This is a genomic window from Billgrantia endophytica (genome assembly GCF_002879615.1).
Lineage (GTDB): Bacteria > Pseudomonadota > Gammaproteobacteria > Pseudomonadales > Halomonadaceae > Halomonas > Halomonas endophytica.
In genome coordinates, this window is the sequence record NZ_PNRF01000018.1 from 1 (window position 1) to 16,003 (window position 16,003).

The 16,003-nt window shown below is 62.7% G+C and carries 15 protein-coding genes; 3 read left to right on the forward strand and 12 right to left on the reverse strand.

From position 1 onward, the window contains the following. Nucleotides 1-75: 75 nt before the first annotated feature. Both moaB and C1H69_RS09175 read right to left on the reverse strand, forming a co-directional pair. The gene (gene moaB / locus C1H69_RS09170; protein ID WP_102653105.1) at nucleotides 76-597 is read right to left on the reverse strand and encodes a molybdenum cofactor biosynthesis protein B; all 522 of its coding nucleotides are present in this window, start codon (nucleotides 595-597) and stop codon (nucleotides 76-78) included. Next, nucleotides 594-917, reverse strand: a complete 324-nt coding sequence (locus C1H69_RS09175; protein ID WP_102653106.1) for a DUF1244 domain-containing protein — start codon at nucleotides 915-917, stop codon at nucleotides 594-596. Before C1H69_RS09175 ends, moaB begins: the two co-directional genes overlap by 4 nt. A gap of 156 nt (nucleotides 918-1,073) precedes the next feature. On the opposite strand from C1H69_RS09175, the gene C1H69_RS09180 reads away from it, so the two are divergent. Further along, nucleotides 1,074-1,913, forward strand: coding sequence for a formate dehydrogenase accessory sulfurtransferase FdhD (locus C1H69_RS09180; RefSeq protein ID WP_102653107.1), 840 nt, complete (start codon nucleotides 1,074-1,076; stop codon nucleotides 1,911-1,913). A 17-nt stretch (nucleotides 1,914-1,930) separates the two neighbouring features. Here the strand turns inward: C1H69_RS09180 and C1H69_RS09185 are convergent, their stop codons facing one another. Together C1H69_RS09185 and C1H69_RS09190 are read right to left on the reverse strand one after the other, a co-directional pair. After that, nucleotides 1,931-2,566, reverse strand: a complete 636-nt coding sequence (locus tag C1H69_RS09185) for a helix-turn-helix domain-containing protein (protein ID WP_102653108.1) — start codon at nucleotides 2,564-2,566, stop codon at nucleotides 1,931-1,933. 112 nt (nucleotides 2,567-2,678) lie between these two features. Beyond that, nucleotides 2,679-3,614 (reverse strand): histone deacetylase family protein, encoded by a 936-nt coding sequence (locus C1H69_RS09190; protein ID WP_102653109.1) that lies wholly within the window; start codon nucleotides 3,612-3,614, stop codon nucleotides 2,679-2,681. Between the two features lie 114 nt (nucleotides 3,615-3,728). Here C1H69_RS09190 and C1H69_RS09195 point away from each other — a divergent pair, with 114 nt between their 5' ends. Further along, nucleotides 3,729-6,476: a bifunctional acetate--CoA ligase family protein/GNAT family N-acetyltransferase gene (locus C1H69_RS09195; RefSeq protein ID WP_102653152.1), complete on the forward strand. Its 2,748-nt coding sequence runs from the start codon at nucleotides 3,729-3,731 to the stop codon at nucleotides 6,474-6,476. A 60-nt stretch (nucleotides 6,477-6,536) separates the two neighbouring features. Here the strand turns inward: C1H69_RS09195 and pdxH are convergent, their stop codons facing one another. From pdxH to C1H69_RS09220, 5 genes are read right to left on the reverse strand one after another with little or no spacing between them, the layout of a single operon-like run. Next, nucleotides 6,537-7,178, reverse strand: coding sequence for a pyridoxamine 5'-phosphate oxidase (pdxH, locus tag C1H69_RS09200; protein WP_102653110.1), 642 nt, complete (start codon nucleotides 7,176-7,178; stop codon nucleotides 6,537-6,539). Between the two features lie 59 nt (nucleotides 7,179-7,237). Beyond that, on the reverse strand, nucleotides 7,238-7,633 hold the full coding sequence (locus C1H69_RS09205) for a DUF2069 domain-containing protein (RefSeq protein ID WP_102653111.1): 396 nt from the start codon (nucleotides 7,631-7,633) through the stop codon (nucleotides 7,238-7,240). After that, the gene (gene wrbA / locus C1H69_RS09210; RefSeq protein WP_102653112.1) at nucleotides 7,630-8,250 is read right to left on the reverse strand and encodes an NAD(P)H:quinone oxidoreductase; all 621 of its coding nucleotides are present in this window, start codon (nucleotides 8,248-8,250) and stop codon (nucleotides 7,630-7,632) included. Before wrbA ends, C1H69_RS09205 begins: the two co-directional genes overlap by 4 nt. 35 nt (nucleotides 8,251-8,285) lie before the next feature. Continuing rightward, a complete protein-coding gene (arsC, locus tag C1H69_RS09215; RefSeq protein WP_102653113.1) occupies nucleotides 8,286-8,636 on the reverse strand; it encodes an arsenate reductase (glutaredoxin) in 351 nt (116 codons plus the stop codon). Between the two features lie 49 nt (nucleotides 8,637-8,685). Continuing rightward, complete coding sequence (locus C1H69_RS09220) at nucleotides 8,686-9,129, reverse strand: gamma-glutamylcyclotransferase family protein (protein ID WP_102653114.1); 444 nt, start codon at nucleotides 9,127-9,129, stop codon at nucleotides 8,686-8,688. 122 nt (nucleotides 9,130-9,251) lie between these two features. On the opposite strand from C1H69_RS09220, the gene smrA reads away from it, so the two are divergent. Then, the gene (smrA, locus tag C1H69_RS09225) at nucleotides 9,252-9,845 is read left to right on the forward strand and encodes a DNA endonuclease SmrA (RefSeq protein ID WP_102653115.1); all 594 of its coding nucleotides are present in this window, start codon (nucleotides 9,252-9,254) and stop codon (nucleotides 9,843-9,845) included. Nucleotides 9,846-9,917: 72 nt separating this feature from the next. Here the strand turns inward: smrA and C1H69_RS09230 are convergent, their stop codons facing one another. From C1H69_RS09230 to metH, 3 genes are all read right to left on the reverse strand, one after another. Continuing rightward, the gene (locus tag C1H69_RS09230; protein WP_102653116.1) at nucleotides 9,918-10,451 is read right to left on the reverse strand and encodes a DUF934 domain-containing protein; all 534 of its coding nucleotides are present in this window, start codon (nucleotides 10,449-10,451) and stop codon (nucleotides 9,918-9,920) included. After that, complete coding sequence (locus C1H69_RS09235) at nucleotides 10,444-12,096, reverse strand: nitrite/sulfite reductase (RefSeq protein WP_102653117.1); 1,653 nt, start codon at nucleotides 12,094-12,096, stop codon at nucleotides 10,444-10,446. Before C1H69_RS09235 ends, C1H69_RS09230 begins: the two co-directional genes overlap by 8 nt. Nucleotides 12,097-12,284: 188 nt before the next feature. Beyond that, complete coding sequence (gene metH, locus C1H69_RS09240) at nucleotides 12,285-15,986, reverse strand: methionine synthase (RefSeq protein ID WP_102653118.1); 3,702 nt, start codon at nucleotides 15,984-15,986, stop codon at nucleotides 12,285-12,287. Between the last annotated feature and the right edge of the window lie 17 nt (nucleotides 15,987-16,003).

Below are 16,003 nucleotides of genomic sequence, written 5' to 3' on the forward strand. Positions count from 1 at the left end.
TGGCCTCTCTCGGGTATGGCCAGGTTGGCCTGAACTTGTAGAAAGTTACAGGGCTCGTGCCGGCTGTCGGTCATCTCACGCATGCTGGCCTCTCTCGGGAATGACCAGGTTGGCGAAGTTACAGGGCTCGTGCCGGCTGTCGAGCTGCTCCGCCAGCAGGCCATCCCAGGCAGTGCGGCAGGCGCCGCTCGCGCCGGGCAGGCAGAAGACCACGGTGGCGTTCGCCAGTCCGCCCAGGCAGCGGCTCTGTATCGTGGAGCTGCCGATTTCCTGGAAGGAGAGCTGGCGGAACTGCTCGCCGAAACCTTCGATACGCTTGTCCAGCAGCACCGATATCGCCTCGGGGGTGGAGTCGCGCCCGGTGAAACCGGTCCCACCGGTGGTGAGAATGACCTGGACTCCCGGGTCGGCGATCCACTCGGAAACGACCGCACGAATACGGTAGACGTCATCGATCGCGATTCGGCGATCGACAAGCCGGTGGCCGGCGGCCTCGAGCCGTTCGGCGAGCAGGGCGCCGCTGCGGTCGGTATCCAGATCCCGCGTATCGGAAATGGTCAGTACCGCGATCTTCAGCGGTATCATGGCTTCGCTCATGTCCCTTCCTGCTCCTGCTTGCGTGCCTGGTGTGCCTCGAGGGCGGCGAATTGCTCAGGCGTGGCCTCCTGTTGGTACTTCGCTTTCCAGTCCTCATACGGCATGCCGTAGACATATTCGCGGGCGGTGTCGTAGTCGAGCTCGGCACCACGTTCATCGGCGGCATTCACCAGCCATTTCGAGAGGCAGTTGCGGCAGAAGTCGGCCAGAATCATCAGGTCGATATTCTGCACTTCCTTGTGTTCGTCAAGATGCTTGAGCAAGCGGCGAAACGCGGCGGCTTCGAGTTCGGTGCGAGTGGCGTCATTGAGATGCTGCATGGCTTATCTCCCTGCATGCTATTGACCTGAAGTGGTCATGGACGCGGTCAAGGATAGCAAAAGACACCCCTCGTGGGGGGTGTCCCGGATTGAAGCGAAAGGCCGGAGGATGCCATCATGGTCAAGCCGATCCGGAGGAAAGGGAACGCCCCTCTCATGAGGAACCTGAGCCGCAGCCACGCTCGCCTGCCTACCACACTGGAAGTCGACGTCCTCGACGAGTTCGGTGAGCGCCGTCGTCAGGCCATTGCGGCCGAACGTGCCCTGACGCTGTATCTCAATCGGCGTGAGATCGTCACCTTGATGACGCTGGGTGCCGACCCGGAAGCCTTGGTCGTCGGCTATCTGCGCAACCAGGGGCTCTTGACGACCCGGGACGACCTTCTGGCGGTGCATGTGGACTGGGAGGTGGAGGCGGCTGCCGTGGTGACACGCCACCTTCCCGATGATCTGGAGACCCGGTTGGGGCAACGCACCGTGACGACCGGCTGCGGCCAGGGAACGGTCTTCGGCCGGCTGCTGGATTCGACCTCGCTTCGGGTATTGCCCGACACCTCGCTGTCCCAGTCGGTGCTCTATGAGCTGCTGAAGCGCCTGGGCGACTATAACGAGACCTATCGAAGCGCAGGAGCGGTACATGGCTGTGCGCTGTGCCGCCAGGCCGACGTGCTGGATTTCGTCGAAGACGTGGGGCGACACAACGCCGTGGACACCCTGGCCGGGCGGCAATGGCTGGGCATGTCCCAGGCCCATGCTGCCGATATCTTTTATACGACGGGGCGGTTGACGTCGGAGATGGTCCTCAAGGTGGCCCAGATGGGCATCAGTGTGCTGGTGTCCCGCTCGGGGGTGACGCAGAAGGGCGTGGAGCTCGCCGATCGCTTCGGTGTCATGCTGGTCGCCCGCGCCAAGGGGCGCCACTTTCAGGCCATTCACGCCACTGATCGTCTCGTGCTCGATGCCGTGCCGCCGAAACGGCCGGGCGATCGCCGGTAGTCGGCTGGGGCAGCCGACTAGGCGGCGCTGTCCCCCCGGGTGCAAACCGACAGCACCACGGCGTCGTCCTCGCTGACCGAAACGAGGGCGTGCCCCATGTCGCTGTCGAAATAGATGCTGTCACCCCGGGTCAGCTGCAGCGGTTCGTAGAATTCGGTATAGAGACGGATTTCGCCCTCCAGCACCATCAGGAATTCTTCGCCGTCATGGCGAACCCACTCGTTGAATTCATCGAACTGACGGGCCCGCACGATCGTCTTGAACGGAATCATGCGCTTCTGCGCCAGCTCACAACTGAGCAGTTCATGTTCATAGGTCGGAGTCGGATGATGCTGGCCCTCACCTTGGCGCGTGAGGTCTCGTCGGCCCATGGTGCGGGGCTGGACCCGCGGTGGCGTGAGCAACTGTGGCAGATCGATGCCAAGACCATTGATCAGCTTCTGGACGGCAGTGAAGGTGGGAGAGATCTGGCTGTTTTCGATCTTGGACAGCGTCGAGCGAGCCAGCCCGGTGCGCTGACTCACATCCTCAAGGGTCCACTGGTTGGCCAGGCGAATTTCCTTGAGACGCTCACCCAGGCGCAATGGCTCAACGAATGGCTTGCGGCCGGAAGCGATGCGCAGGGCGGTCTGCTGGTCGGTGTTGGCGGGCATTGGCAGGTTCACTATAGGAAACAGAGTTTCCCCAAAGCGTACCACAAATGGTGCGGTACGCACCGCCAGGGCGACATGGGCACGCCCGCTTGCGACAGCCCGGCACAATGTCTCACTTGCTGAAGGGCAGGCCCAGCAGTGCCTTGACGTGAGCCTCGGCGCTGCGCCCCAGTGACGCCGGGTCGTAGCCCCCTTCCAGCACCGATACCAGGCGATTGTCGGCATAGAGCGCGGCAATTTCCATGGCCAGGTGCGTTACCCAGTAGAAGTCCTCGTCTTCCAGGCATAGCTCCGCTATTGGATCCTCTCGATGAGCGTCAAAGCCGGCCGACACCAGCACAAGCTCGGGCTTGAAGCCATGCAGCGCCGGAAGCCAGTCATCCTCGATGGCACGACGGAAGGCGGCGCTGTCGGTGCCAGCGTCCAACGGAGTGTTGACCACGTTCTGCCATTCACTGCGCAGATAACGCCAAGGATAGAACGGGTATTGGAAACTGGTGCAGATCAGGATATCGGGATCGTCCTTGAAGATATCGATGGTGCCGTTGCATTGATGCACGTCGAAATCGAGGATGGCGATACGTCGTGTACCGTATTTGGCCCGAGCGTGCGCCGCACCAACGGCAACGTTGTTGTAGAAGCAGAAACCCATGGCGTCGGTCGCTTCGGCATGATGGCCGGGGGGGCGCACGGCGCAGAAGACGTTGTCGGCCTGGCCCCGATAGACCTGCTCGACACCTCTGATGACGGCTCCCGACGCCATCCGGGCGGCCTGGAGGCTGTCAGGGTTCATCATGGTGTCACTGTCCAGCGTGACGATACCCGACTCGGGAACGCACTTGTCCAGCGCGCGAAGGTGACGCAGCGGGTGAACCCTGGCCAGTTCAGGCTCGGTGGCCTCGCGGGCATCCGACTGCATGGTCTGTTGCAGCAATCCGGAGAGGGCCAGACGGGCACGAATGGCTTCCAGGCGCAGGGGACTTTCGGGATGCTCCGGGCCCATATGGTGGAGATCACAATTGGGGTGCGTAATGTAGGCCGTTATCATTAATGGGGGCTCCAGAGTGACAGAAGTCACCATAAAGCGCGTAAGCCCTTGCATAACAGTGTCAATAAGTCGTACACAGGGTGGCAGGAAACTGATCTGGTGGGAGGGAACGATTTGGGTACCCGATTTCTGCGGCACTTTTTCGAGCCTCGTACCATAGCGGTGATCGGCGCCTCGGAAAAACCTCATTCGATAGGCGGCCTGGTGATCCGCAACCTGCAAGAAGCAGGTTTTCCCGGGACCATCTGGGCGGTCAATCTCAAGGGATACGAGACGGTATTCGGTCAGCCCGGCGTGGCGCGGATCCGTGAGCTGCCGGAAGCACCGGACCTCGCCGTGGTCTGTACGCCGGCACATACCCTGCCGAAGGTGATATCCCGCCTGGGGCGTATCGGCATCCGGGCCGCGCTCGTGCTGTCCGGCGGGTCGCGCCTTGACGAAGCCCGGGAAGACAAGGGCTCGATCCGGGAGCGGATGCTGGCAGCGGCACGGGAGTCGGGCATTCGCGTGCTTGGGCCCGAGTGCATGGGCTTGATCGTTCCGAGCCGAAAGCTCAATGCTTCCTATGCCAGCCAACCGGTCAAGGCGGGCAAGGTCGCCTATCTGGGGCAGTCGGGCATGCTGGGCAATGCCATGATCGATTGGGCAGCGGGGCGGGGCATCGGGTTTTCCCATCTGATAACCGTGGGTGACAGTGTCGATGTGATGCTTCCCGATCTCATCGACTACATCAATCAGTACGCCCCCACGCAGGCCATCCTGCTGCATCTGGAACGCATCCACGACTCCCAGCATTTCATGACCGCGCTGCGCGATGCCTCGCGCCATCGCCTGGTCCTGGCCATCAAGAGCGGTCGAACGCCCGAGTCCGACCTGTCCAATGTGCCACCCACGCCGGGCGTGGCGAACCGGGATGTGGTGTTCGATGCCGCGTTTTCCCGAGCGGGCGTCGTCCGCGTCAACGACTCGGACGAGCTTTTCGACGCGCTGATGACGCTGTCCCAGATGAAGCCGCTCAAGGGCGACCGCCTGGCCATCGTCTCCAACGGCCTGGGGCCGGCCATGCTGGCCATCGACAAGTTGATCAGTGCCGGTGGCAGATTGGCCCGATTCGGTGACGAGACCCGCCGCGCCCTGAGGAAGGGCGATTCCGACATGAGCAAGCCTGGTGAAAATCCTGTCGACCTGGGTGGCAACGCCACGCCCGAGAAGCTGGTGGAGGTGCTGGAGATCGTGGCCGCCGACCCGGGGGTGGACGCCGTCCTGGTGGTGCACGCACCGACGCGTCTGGCTCCATCGAAAATCACGGCCCAGGCGGTGATCGCCAACCGCAAGCGCTTTCGTCGCAACCTCCTGACGAGCTGGATGGGGCTGGAAGGGGCACTCTATGCCCGGCATGAATGCAGCATGGCCGGCATCCCCACCTATGTGTCGCCGGAAAAGGCGGTCAAGGCATTCATGCATATGGTGGATTACCAGCGGGTACAGGCCCTGCTGCAGGAGACGCCGCCCAGCCTGCCGTTCTCCACCACACCGGACATACGTGCCCGTTGTCGTACCCTGATCCAGGAGGCCAAGGCAGAAGGGCGCGATACGCTGTCGCACTCCGAGACGGCGCAGGTGCTGGAGGCCTATGGGATCCCCATTGCCCCCAGTCATCACGTACAGACACCGGAAGAGGCCTTTGAAGCCGCGAGCAGGATCGATGGCCCCATGGCGCTCAAGGTGGTGCACGAAGGCAATTGCCGTCCGTTCCGCTACCGCAAGCATCCGCATCGGTTATCCGCCGGGCTCCTGCAGGACCTGAACACTCCGGAACAGGCAGCCGAGGGTGTCACCAGGCTCGGCGACAAGGTGCACGAGAAGTTTCCTCCGGTGAGAATCCGCGAGTACTGCCTGCAGCCCATGCAGCGGGGCAAGCATTCCATGCAGATCTGCGCCGGTATCACCCGCGACCCGATATTCGGCCCACTGATCGTGTTTGGTATCGGAGGGTACAAGGTCAACGTGCTGGCCGACCGCCAGGTGGCGTTGCCGCCACTGAACATGACGCTGGCGGCCGATGTCGTGGGCCGTACCCATGCCGCACGCCTGATCCGTGAGCACTCCGGTGATCCGGAGCGGGACCTGGAACGGCTGTGTCAGCTGCTGGTCAAGCTGTCGCAGATGGCTTCCGACCTGCTGGAGCTGCATGGTCTGGAACTCAACCCGCTGCTGCTGAATCGAGACGGCATGTATGCGGTGGACTTCGCCATCGACCTGGGACATCCGGCACGCTTCTCCATCATGCCCTATCCGGAGGAGCTTCGGGAGTGGACCACTCTCAACAACGGCATGGCGGTGGAAGTGCGTCCGATTCGCGCCGAGGACGCACCACTGATTACCAGCTTTCATGGTCAGCTGTCCGAGGAGAGCATTCGCTTCCGCTACTTCCACAACAAGGCCGATCTCAGTCAGCGCGACCTATCGACACTGGCGCATATCAACTATGACCGGCAAATGGCCTTCATTGCGGAACACCGGCGGGAAGATGGCAGCAAGGAAATGCTCGGCGTCGTCAGGGTATGGAACGATCCCGATAACATCCGTACCGAATTCTCGGTCATCGTTCGTGACGACATGGCAGGGCAGGGCCTTGGCAGCCTGCTCATGAAGAAGATGATCGCCTACTGCCGAAGCGTGGGCACTCTGGAGATGGTCGGCAAGATCATGGTCGACAACCACCCCATGCGGGCGCTGATGAAGCACCTGGGCTTCCGCTGCAGCTACAACATGGAGGAGCAGGTGGTCGATGCCGTCATGAGGCTCAATGAACCGCAAAGTGAATGGCAGGAGCATCGACTGGCGAGCCTGCCCGACTGAGGGCCCTGATCGAGGAGACGAGATCAGGGCCCCCCTGGCCATCTGAAGGGTCGCGAGCGCTCAGGGCGCCATCCGGAAGCAATGCCAGCTGCCGTCACGATGTTCGTAACGGATCCGGTCGTGCAGGCGACTGGGCTGACCCTGCCAGAACTCGATCATTTCCGGAGTGACACGATAGCCCCCCCAGTGGACGGGGCGGGGAATTTCCTGCCCCTCGTACGCCTGCTCGAAGCGATGCTGACGCTCCTTGATCCATTGGCGTCCGGGAATCACCACACTCTGTGTCGCAATCCAGGCGCCTAGCTGGCTGGCCCGGGGGCGGCTGTTGAAGTAAGCGTTCGACTCCTCTTGGTCCACCTGTTCGACCCGACCCTCGATCCGGACCTGCCGGCTCAGCGATGGCCACCAGAACACGAGGGCCGCGTGGGGCACGTTGGCCAGTTCGCTGCCCTTGTGGCTGTGGTAGTTGGTGTAGAACACCATTCCCCGGTCATCATATCCCTTGAGCAGAACGATGCGCGCATGGGGCAGGCCCTGGCTATCGGCGGTGGCCAGCGTCATGGTATTGCCGTCGTCACCTTCGGCATCCAGGGCCAGGGTCATCCATTCGTCGAACAGCACCATGGGGTCGCCGGGGACCGAGTCCTCTTCCAACTGGCCACCCTCATAGTCGCGCCGAATATCGGCGATGTTACGTGTCATGGCGTTTTCCTCGTGATTTTTCTCATGGTGGCCGCTGTCGGAGCGCAGCACAACTCCCGTTAGCGAGAGGCTTTCAGTTGGCGGCTGCGGAAGCGCGCATAGAACATGCAGCCGGTGAACAGGCCCAGCGCACTGATGGCTTCCAGGCCGCCCAGCAGTGCCTGCCCCGGCAGGGTGGCGACCATGACCCCCTGGGTGAAATAGAGCAGGCTGACGAAGGCAAGCCAGGCATGCCCTCGCGGGCGTTGGCCGATGATCGACGGCAGGAAGAGTAACAGCGGCAGGACCCGCACCAGGATCGGAGTGAGGGGGTTGTCGCCCGCCTGCATCGACAGGCCGCTCCACACCAGCAGGATCAGGAGCAGAACGAAGCTGCCCAGCACCAGTTGCCTGGCGCGTTCGGTCAGGCTGTCCAGGCCGTGACGCGCTTCCATCTCTTCGAGCCACCGCCTCATGACGCCTCCCGCAGGCTGCGCAGTGCCAAGGCCAGGCGTGCCAATCGTTCGCCCTGCGCACGGGCCAGGCGGCGTTCACTCTCCGTCAGCGGCTGATCGCTGCGCTGGCCGGCGACATGGCTGGCACCATACGGTGTTCCGCCCCCGGTCGTTTCCATCAGTTCGGTTTCCCGATAGGGGAGACCGGCATAGACCATGCCGTGATGGAGCAAGGGTAACAGCATGGAGATCAACGTCGTCTCCTGGCCGCCATGCAGGCTCGAGGTGGAGGTGAAGGCGGTAGCCGGCTTGTCGGTCAGAGCACCGTTGATCCACAGCCCGCTGGTCGCGTCGATGAAATACTTGAGAGGGGCTGCCATGTTGCCGAATCGAGTCGGGCTACCCAGGGCCAGGGCCGAGCAGTGACGCAGGTCATCGAGCTCGGCATGGATGGCGCCTTCAGCAGGGATCGCCGGTTCCACGGCCTCACAGGTGGTGGAAACCGCCGGGACGGTTCGCAGCCGGGCCGCCACACCGGAGCAGGACTCCACGCCGGCAGCCAGCTGTTCGGCCATGGCTCGGGTGGCGCCGTGTCGGGAATAGTACAGAATCAGCACGTAGGGTAGAGAGTCGCTCATCGTGGCTCCTGATAGCGATGGGAAGCTGGGCCCCGTCAGTCATGATGGACGAGGGCGAGCACGTCTTCCGGCGGGCGGCCGATGACGGCGCGCTTGCCATCATCGGCAATGGGCCGCTCCAGCAGCCGTGGGTGGGCAAGGAGCGCCGCGATGACCTGCTCCTGATCCTGGATATTGGCGTCCCGTTCCTTCCATTCGGCCTCCTGGGTGCGTACCAGGGCCTCGCCATCGGCATCGAGGCGTGACATCAGGTCGCGCAGCTCCTCTTCACTCAACGGTTCGTCGAGGTAGCGGCGTATCGTCACCTCGACGCCGTTTTCTTCAAGCAGTGCCAGGGCCTGGCGGGACTTCGAGCAGCGAGGGTTGTGGTAAAGGGTAATGGTCATGCAGGTTCCTCGATCCTTGGAATGGCTGGCGGGTATTGTAGAAGGGTGGTTACCGGGGTTCTACCGTTTCGGGCTCATCGGCCAGCCTCTGATAGACCCACGCCTCGCTGCCGTCGGCAAGACGTCTGTTCATGCGCCCATAGCGGATGCCCAGTCGCTCATAGCGATCCAGCCTTTCCAGTTCCCGGTCGCTGACGACCACCACCTTGCCTTCGACCTGTTCCTCGGGTGCCTCGGCGATGTCGAGGCCATCCCGGCGGAAATCTTCCAGTATGGCGGATCGGGTTTCCCCGGCACGCCCCATCACGACCCATCGCACCGGTGCAAAGCGCAGCGTCCCGTAGACGAAAACTTCATGAGGTCCTCCATCGACATCCGGCAGGTGATCGGGTCGGTCGTAGGTAAAGGGGCTGAGCATGGTGAGCCAGAGCCAGGCCAGAACAGCGAATGGCAGGGCTACCATGCCCGCCAGCAGATAACGCAACCGCCGCATACGCACTCCTTCGCCAATGACGCATGCGCTATCTTGCCATGAGAGGCTGTCGGTGTCTGGTTCAAACGGGAAACCGAGCTCTGATAGGATGGGGCTGGGCTTGATGATCACGGAGGTGGCTCATGACGCAGTCGGCACGTAACGACCAGGACTTTCGGGCACTCATGGGCGATGTGAAGCCATTGACCGGTGTTGGCAACCGAGCGGATCCCGGGACACGCCGCCGCCGGCCCACCGAAGCCCAGTTGGCTCGCCGGGCCAGCGCCCAGGCCATGACCGGGAAGGACAGCTTCCTTTCCGACGATTTCGTTGACCTGCTGCCACCTTTCGATCCCATGGAATATCGGCGTGACGGTATACAGCAGGCCGTGGTGGACCGGCTACGGCACGGCGGCTATGTCGCTCAGTCCCGCCTGCACCTGTTGCGCCGTCCCCTGGCGGAATGTCGCCGGGTGCTGCCGTCCTTCATTCAGGAGGCCCATGCTTTCGACTTGCGCTCGGTCTTGATCGTGCATGGTCGTGGCCGGGAAATCGACAGCCCTCCCAACGTGCTGCGTTCCTACCTCGCCAAGTGGCTGGTTCAGTTCGAGGAAGTGCAGGCCTTCGTGTCGGCCCAGCAGGCCGATGGTGGCCTGGGTGCCACCTGGGTCATGCTGCGCAAGAGCGAGCGGGCGAGGGCGGCCAACCGGGAGCGACAGCAGAAGCGTCGTGGTTGAACCCCATGACGACGCCGGCCCGGTCGGACGGCGTCGTCATGCCGATACCATGTCCCATGCCAGAACAAGGGCTTATGCCAGAGAGGGTTCCGCTTCCCTGATGGCTTCGCGCAGCCGATGCCGGAACAGCGGTTCCGGTTCATCCACGGCCGGTTGATAGGCCCGGCTGAAGGCGTTGAGGGCATTCAGGGCATCTTCCAGCCACTGGTCTTCGCGCAGCGACAGCGCATCGAATCCGCAGCGGGTCAGGAAGAAAACCTGATCGACCAGCACGTCGCCCACGGCACGAATCTCGCCCGTGAAGCCGTGACGCTCGCGCAGCAGGCGTGCCAGGCTGTAGCCCCGGCCATCGGTAAACCTTGGGAAATCGATGGCAATCAGAGGGGCATCCGCCAGTTCGGCTGCCAGTGCCGGGGTCAGTTCGGTATCACTGCCCAGCAGCGGCGCCAATCGCTCATCACCGGCACGTTCCCGCCAGCGAGCCAACGGCACGATGGCAACGGTGTCCGGCAGTGGTGTCTCCAGGTCGCGAATCAGCGCCCAGCGGTCCTCTGCCGGCCGCCCCTGATGGATGAAGGGGCGGCGGGAAGTCTCTTGATCAGGCATAGACCCGCTCCTTGAAGGGTTTGAGACCAATCCGGCGATAGGTCTCGACGAAACTCTCGCCTTCCATGCGTTGGCCGACATAGACCTGCAGTACCTTGTCGATGACCTCGGGCACGTTTTCGCGGCTGAAGGATGGACCGAGGATCTTGCCCAGCGAGGCATCGTTGCCCTGGGCCCCGCCAAGGGAGATCTGGTACCACTCCTCTCCCTTCTTGTCGACGCCGAGAATACCGATATTGCCGACATGGTGATGACCGCAGGCGTTCATGCAGCCGGAAATGTTCAGCTCCACCGGACCCAGGTCGTAGAGGAAGTCGAGGTCCTCGAAGCGCTCCTGGATCGCATGGGCAACGGGGATCGACTTGGCATTGGCCAGGCTGCAGTAGTCCCCGCCGGGACAGCAGATGAGATCGGCCAGGGTACCCACGGTGGGGTTGGCCAGGCCGAGCTCGCCGAGACGCTGCCAGAGCGATTCCAACTGGTCGACCGCGACGTCGGAAAGTACCAGGTTCTGTTCATGGGTGACGCGAAGCTCACCATGGCTGTACTCGTCGGCCAGATCGGCGACCTGGTGCATCTGCTCCCAGGTCAGGTCGCCGGGCGAGTGGCCGCTTCGCTTGAGCGACAGCGTAACCGCCTTGTAGCCAGCCACCTTGTGGCCGTGGACGTTATTGGTCACGAAGCGCGAAAAGGCGCGGTTCTCGTGGCGCAGCCTTTCGAAGCCGGCGATGGCGTCCTCGCTGATCGGGCGCCGTTCGGGATCGACGAAGTACTGCTGCATATTCTCGACGGCCTGCCGCGTCAGGGTCTGGGGGCCATCCTTGAGATGCGCCCACTCGGCGTCGACACGGCGACGGAATTCATCGACACCCAGCGCCTTGACCAGAATCTTGATACGCGCCTTGAACTTGTTGTCACGCCGCCCGAACTGGTTGTAGACCCGAACCAGCGCTTCCAGATACGTGAGCAGGTGTTGCCAGGGCAGGTCCTCGCGAACGACCTCACCGATCATCGGCGTACGGCCAAGGCCGCCACCTGCGAGCACCTTGATCCGGACTTCGCCCTGGTCGTCACGCCACAGGCGCAGGCCGACATCGTGAACCTGGATGGCGGCACGATCCTCGGAGGAGCCGGTCACGGCGATCTTGAACTTGCGCGGCAGGTAGGTGAACTCCGGGTGGAACGTCGACCATTGGCGGATCAGTTCGCACCAGGGGCGTGGATCGACATCCTCATCCTCGGCGACGCCGGCAAACTGGTCGCTCGAGGTATTGCGAATGTCGTTCCCGCTGGTCTGGATGGCGTGCATCTGTACGCTGGCAAGCTCGGCCAGCATGTCCGGGACCGTTTCCAGCTTGGGCCAGTTGAGCTGGAGATTGGTCCGGGTCGTGAAGTGGCCATATCCGCGGTCATAGTCACGGGCCAGATCCCCTAGCTTGCGCAGCTGGTAGGAGGCCAGCATGCCGTAAGGGATGGCGACGCGCAGCATGGGGGCGTGCCGCTGGACATAAAGGCCGTTCTGCACGCGCAGCGGCAGAAATTCCTCTTCACTGAGTCGCCCTGCCAGATAACGGTTCATCTGGTCGCGGAACTGGGCGACGCGTTCATTGACCAGGGTCTGATCGTGGTTGTCGTAGCGATACATTCAGCCGGTCCTGCTGCTATGAGAGTGGCGAAGCGTCAGGGGGCACCTTAACGCCCCGGCATTATTCTATGAAAGAATAAATAGTCATATTTTTTATACGGAAAGTAATATAAAGAGTCAAGTCCACCGCCTGCCACTGCGAGTTTCGCCAGCCGCACCCGCACGGGCCGGGCGCTGGCCAGCTTCGGTCACGCCGGATCGTAGGAAAGCACGGGTGATAGCCAGCGCTCCAGTTCCTCGAGGCTCATGCCCTTGCGGGTCGCCAGGACCTCGACCTGGTCCCGGGTGATCTTGCCGGTGGAGAAATATTTCGACTGGGGATGCGAGAAGTACCAGCCGGAGACCGCAGCCGCCGGCCACATGGCAAAGTTCTCGGTCAGGTCGAGGCCGGCGTTCTTCGTCGCGTCGAGCAACCGGAATAGCGTGCTCTTCTCGGTGTGATCGGGACATGCCGGATAGCCCGGCGCCGGTCGAATGCCCTGGTACTTCTCGGCGATCAAGGCATCGTTGTCCAGCGTCTCGTCGGGCACATAGCCCCAGAACTCCTTGCGGACACGCTCATGCATGCGCTCGGCGAAGGCTTCGGCCATACGGTCGGTCAGTGCCTGTACCATGATGGCACTGTAGTCGTCCCCCGCGGCCTTGTAGCGCTCGGCCAGCGCCTCGACGCCGTGACCGGTGGTCACGGCGAACCCGCCGATCCAGTCCGGCTTGCCGCTGGCTTTGGGTGCGACGAAGTCGGCCAGGCTATAGCAGACGCCGTCCCGGTTCTTGGTGGTCTGCTGGCGGATGTGGTGCAGCCGCTCGACTACCTCCGTCCGTGACTCGTCGCCATAGACCTCGATGACATCGTCATCGACGGTGTTGGCCGGCCACAGGCCAATCACGCCCCGTGCCTCGATATGCCTTTCATCGATCAGTTTGCGCAGCATGGCCTGGGCATCGGCGAACAGGCTCCGCGCCGCCTCGCCGACTACCGCGTCATCCAGAATCTTCGGGTACTTGCCGGCCAGCTCCCAGCTCATGAAGAAGGGAGTCCAGTCGATGCGTTCGATCAGTTCCTCGATATCGTAGTGATCGAACACCTTGAGGCCGGTAAGGGCAGGGCGGGGCGGTGTATAGCTGGCCCAGTTGATGGGCAGCTTGCGCTCCCGCGCCTCGGCATAGCTGAGATCGGCTGCCTTGGGACGCCGCCGTGAGTTACGGTCGCGCACTTGCTCGTACTCGGCCCGGATCTCGGCGACATAGGCCGGCTTCAGGCTTGGAGAAAGCAGCTTGCCCACCACCCCGACGGCCCGTGAGGCATCCGCCACGTAAATGACCGGTTGCGCATAGCCGGGCTCGACCTTCACCGCCGTATGCGCCTTGGATGTGGTGGCACCGCCGATCAGCAGCGGCAGTTCGAAGCCCTGCCGCTGCATCTCCTTGGCCACGTGGACCATTTCATCCAGCGAAGGCGTGATCAGTCCCGACAGGCCGATGATGTCGGCCTTCTCTTCCCGGGCCGTCTGCAGGATCTTCTCTGCCGCCACCATGACGCCAAGGTCGACCACGTCGTAGTTGTTGCACTGCAGGACCACGCCGACGATGTTCTTGCCGATGTCGTGGACGTCCCCCTTGACCGTGGCCATGACGATCTTGCCCTTGGCCTGGGCATCGCCGCTTTTCTCGGCTTCGATGAAGGGGATCAGGTAGGCGACTGCCTGCTTCATGACGCGAGCCGACTTGACCACCTGGGGAAGGAACATCTTGCCGGCGCCAAACAGGTCGCCGACGACGTTCATACCGTCCATCAGCGGCCCTTCGATCACTTCAATGGGGCGGTCGGCGCGCTGGCGGGCCAGCTCGGTGTCTTCCTCGATGAAGGCGGTAATGCCTTTGACCAAGGCATGGGAGATGCGTTTTTCCACCTCCCAGCCGCGCCACTCCAGGTCCTCCTTCTTGGCGGCGCCGCTGCCATCGCCCTTGTAGCGGTCGGCGAGCTCCAACAGTCGTTCGGTTCCGTCGTCGCGACGATTGAGCACCACATCTTCCACCGCTTCGCGCAGTTCGGCCGGCAAGTCGTCGTAGACCGCAAGCTGGCCGGCATTGACGATCCCCATGCTCAGGCCGGCATGTATCGCATGGTAGAGAAAGACCGAGTGGATCGCCTCGCGCACCGAGTTGTTGCCGCGAAACGAGAAGGATACGTTGGAAACGCCACCGGAGACCATGGCGTGAGGCAGGTGCTCGCGAATCCAGCGGGTGGCCTCGATGAAGTCCACCGCATAGTTGTTGTGCTCCTCGATACCGGTGGCGATGGCGAAGATGTTGGGGTCGAAGATGATGTCTTCCGGCGGGAAGCCAACCTCATCGACCAGGATCTGGTAGGCGCGCTGGCATATCTCTGTCTTGCGGGCGAAGGTATCGGCCTGGCCCTGCTCATCGAAGGCCATGACCACCACGGCCGCACCATAGCGGCGGCAGAGCGTGGCCTGCTCGAGGAAGGAGGCTTCGCCTTCCTTGAGGGAAATCGAGTTGACCACCGCCTTGCCCTGGACACACTTGAGGCCGGCTTCGATGATCTCCCACTTCGAGGAGTCGATCATGATCGGCACCCGGGCGATGTCGGGCTCGCCGGCGATCAGATTGAGGAAGCGCACCATGGCTTCCTCGGACTCCAACATGCCCTCGTCCATGTTGATATCGATGACCTGGGCGCCGTTTTCCACCTGCTCCAGCGCCACCTCGAGGGCGGTATTGTAGTCCTCATCGACGATCAGGCGCTTGAAGCGGGCCGAGCCGGTCACGTTGGTGCGCTCGCCGACATTGACGAACAGTGATCCCTTTTCGATGTTGAAGGGCTCGAGACCGGAGAGGCGGCAGGCACGGGGGCGGTCCGGTACCCTGCGTGGCGTCATGCCCCTGATAGCGGCATGAATGGCAGCGATGTGTTCGGGGGTACTGCCACAGCATCCACCAATGATGTTGACCAGGCCGCTCTCGGCAAATTCGGCGACGATGGCGGCCATCTCGTCCGGGGTCTGGTCGTATTCCCCGAACTCATTGGGAAGCCCTGCGTTGGGGTGCGCCGAGACGAAGGTATCGGCCTTGGTGGCCAGCTCCTCCACGTAAGGACGGAGCTCCTCGGCGCCTAGTGCGCAATTGAGGCCGATGGAGAGCGGCCGGGCATGGCGTACGGAGTTCCAGAACGCCTCTGTGGTCTGCCCGGACAGGGTGCGGCCCGACGCATCGGTGATCGTTCCTGAGATCATTACCGGAAGACGCTCGCCGCGATCGGCGAACAGCGCTTCGAGGGCAAAGATGGCCGCCTTGGCATTCAGGGTATCGAAGATGGTTTCGATCAGGATCAGGTCGGCGCCACCCTCGATGAGCGCTTCGGCAGCCTCATAATAGTTTTCCTGCAGCTGATCGAAGGTGACGTTGCGCCTGGCGGGATCGTTGACGTCCGGGGAGAGCGACGCCGTGCGTGAGGTCGGGCCGAGCACGCCGGCAACGTAGCGCGGTACACCGGTTTCCGCCGCTACCGCATCACACACCTCGCGGGCCAGGCGCGCCGACTCCCGGTTGAGTTCCACCACCAGCTCTTCCATGCCATAGTCGGACTGGGATAGACGGGTGCTGTTGAACGTGTTGGTTTCGACGATATCGGCGCCGGCTTCCAGGTACTGCCGATGAATGCGGCTGACCAGCTCGGGGCAGGTCAGTGCCAGCAGATCATTGTTGCCCTTGAGGTCGGAAGGCCAGTCGGTGAAGCGTTCACCACGAAAATCGGCCTCGTCGAGGTTGGCATTCTGCAGCATGGTACCCATGCCACCGTCGAGCATCAGAATACGTTTGCCAAGTTGCTCGGTCAGGGTGGCGGTCACAGCAGAGGGAACGGCGGCCATGGGTAGAGTCGGTCTCC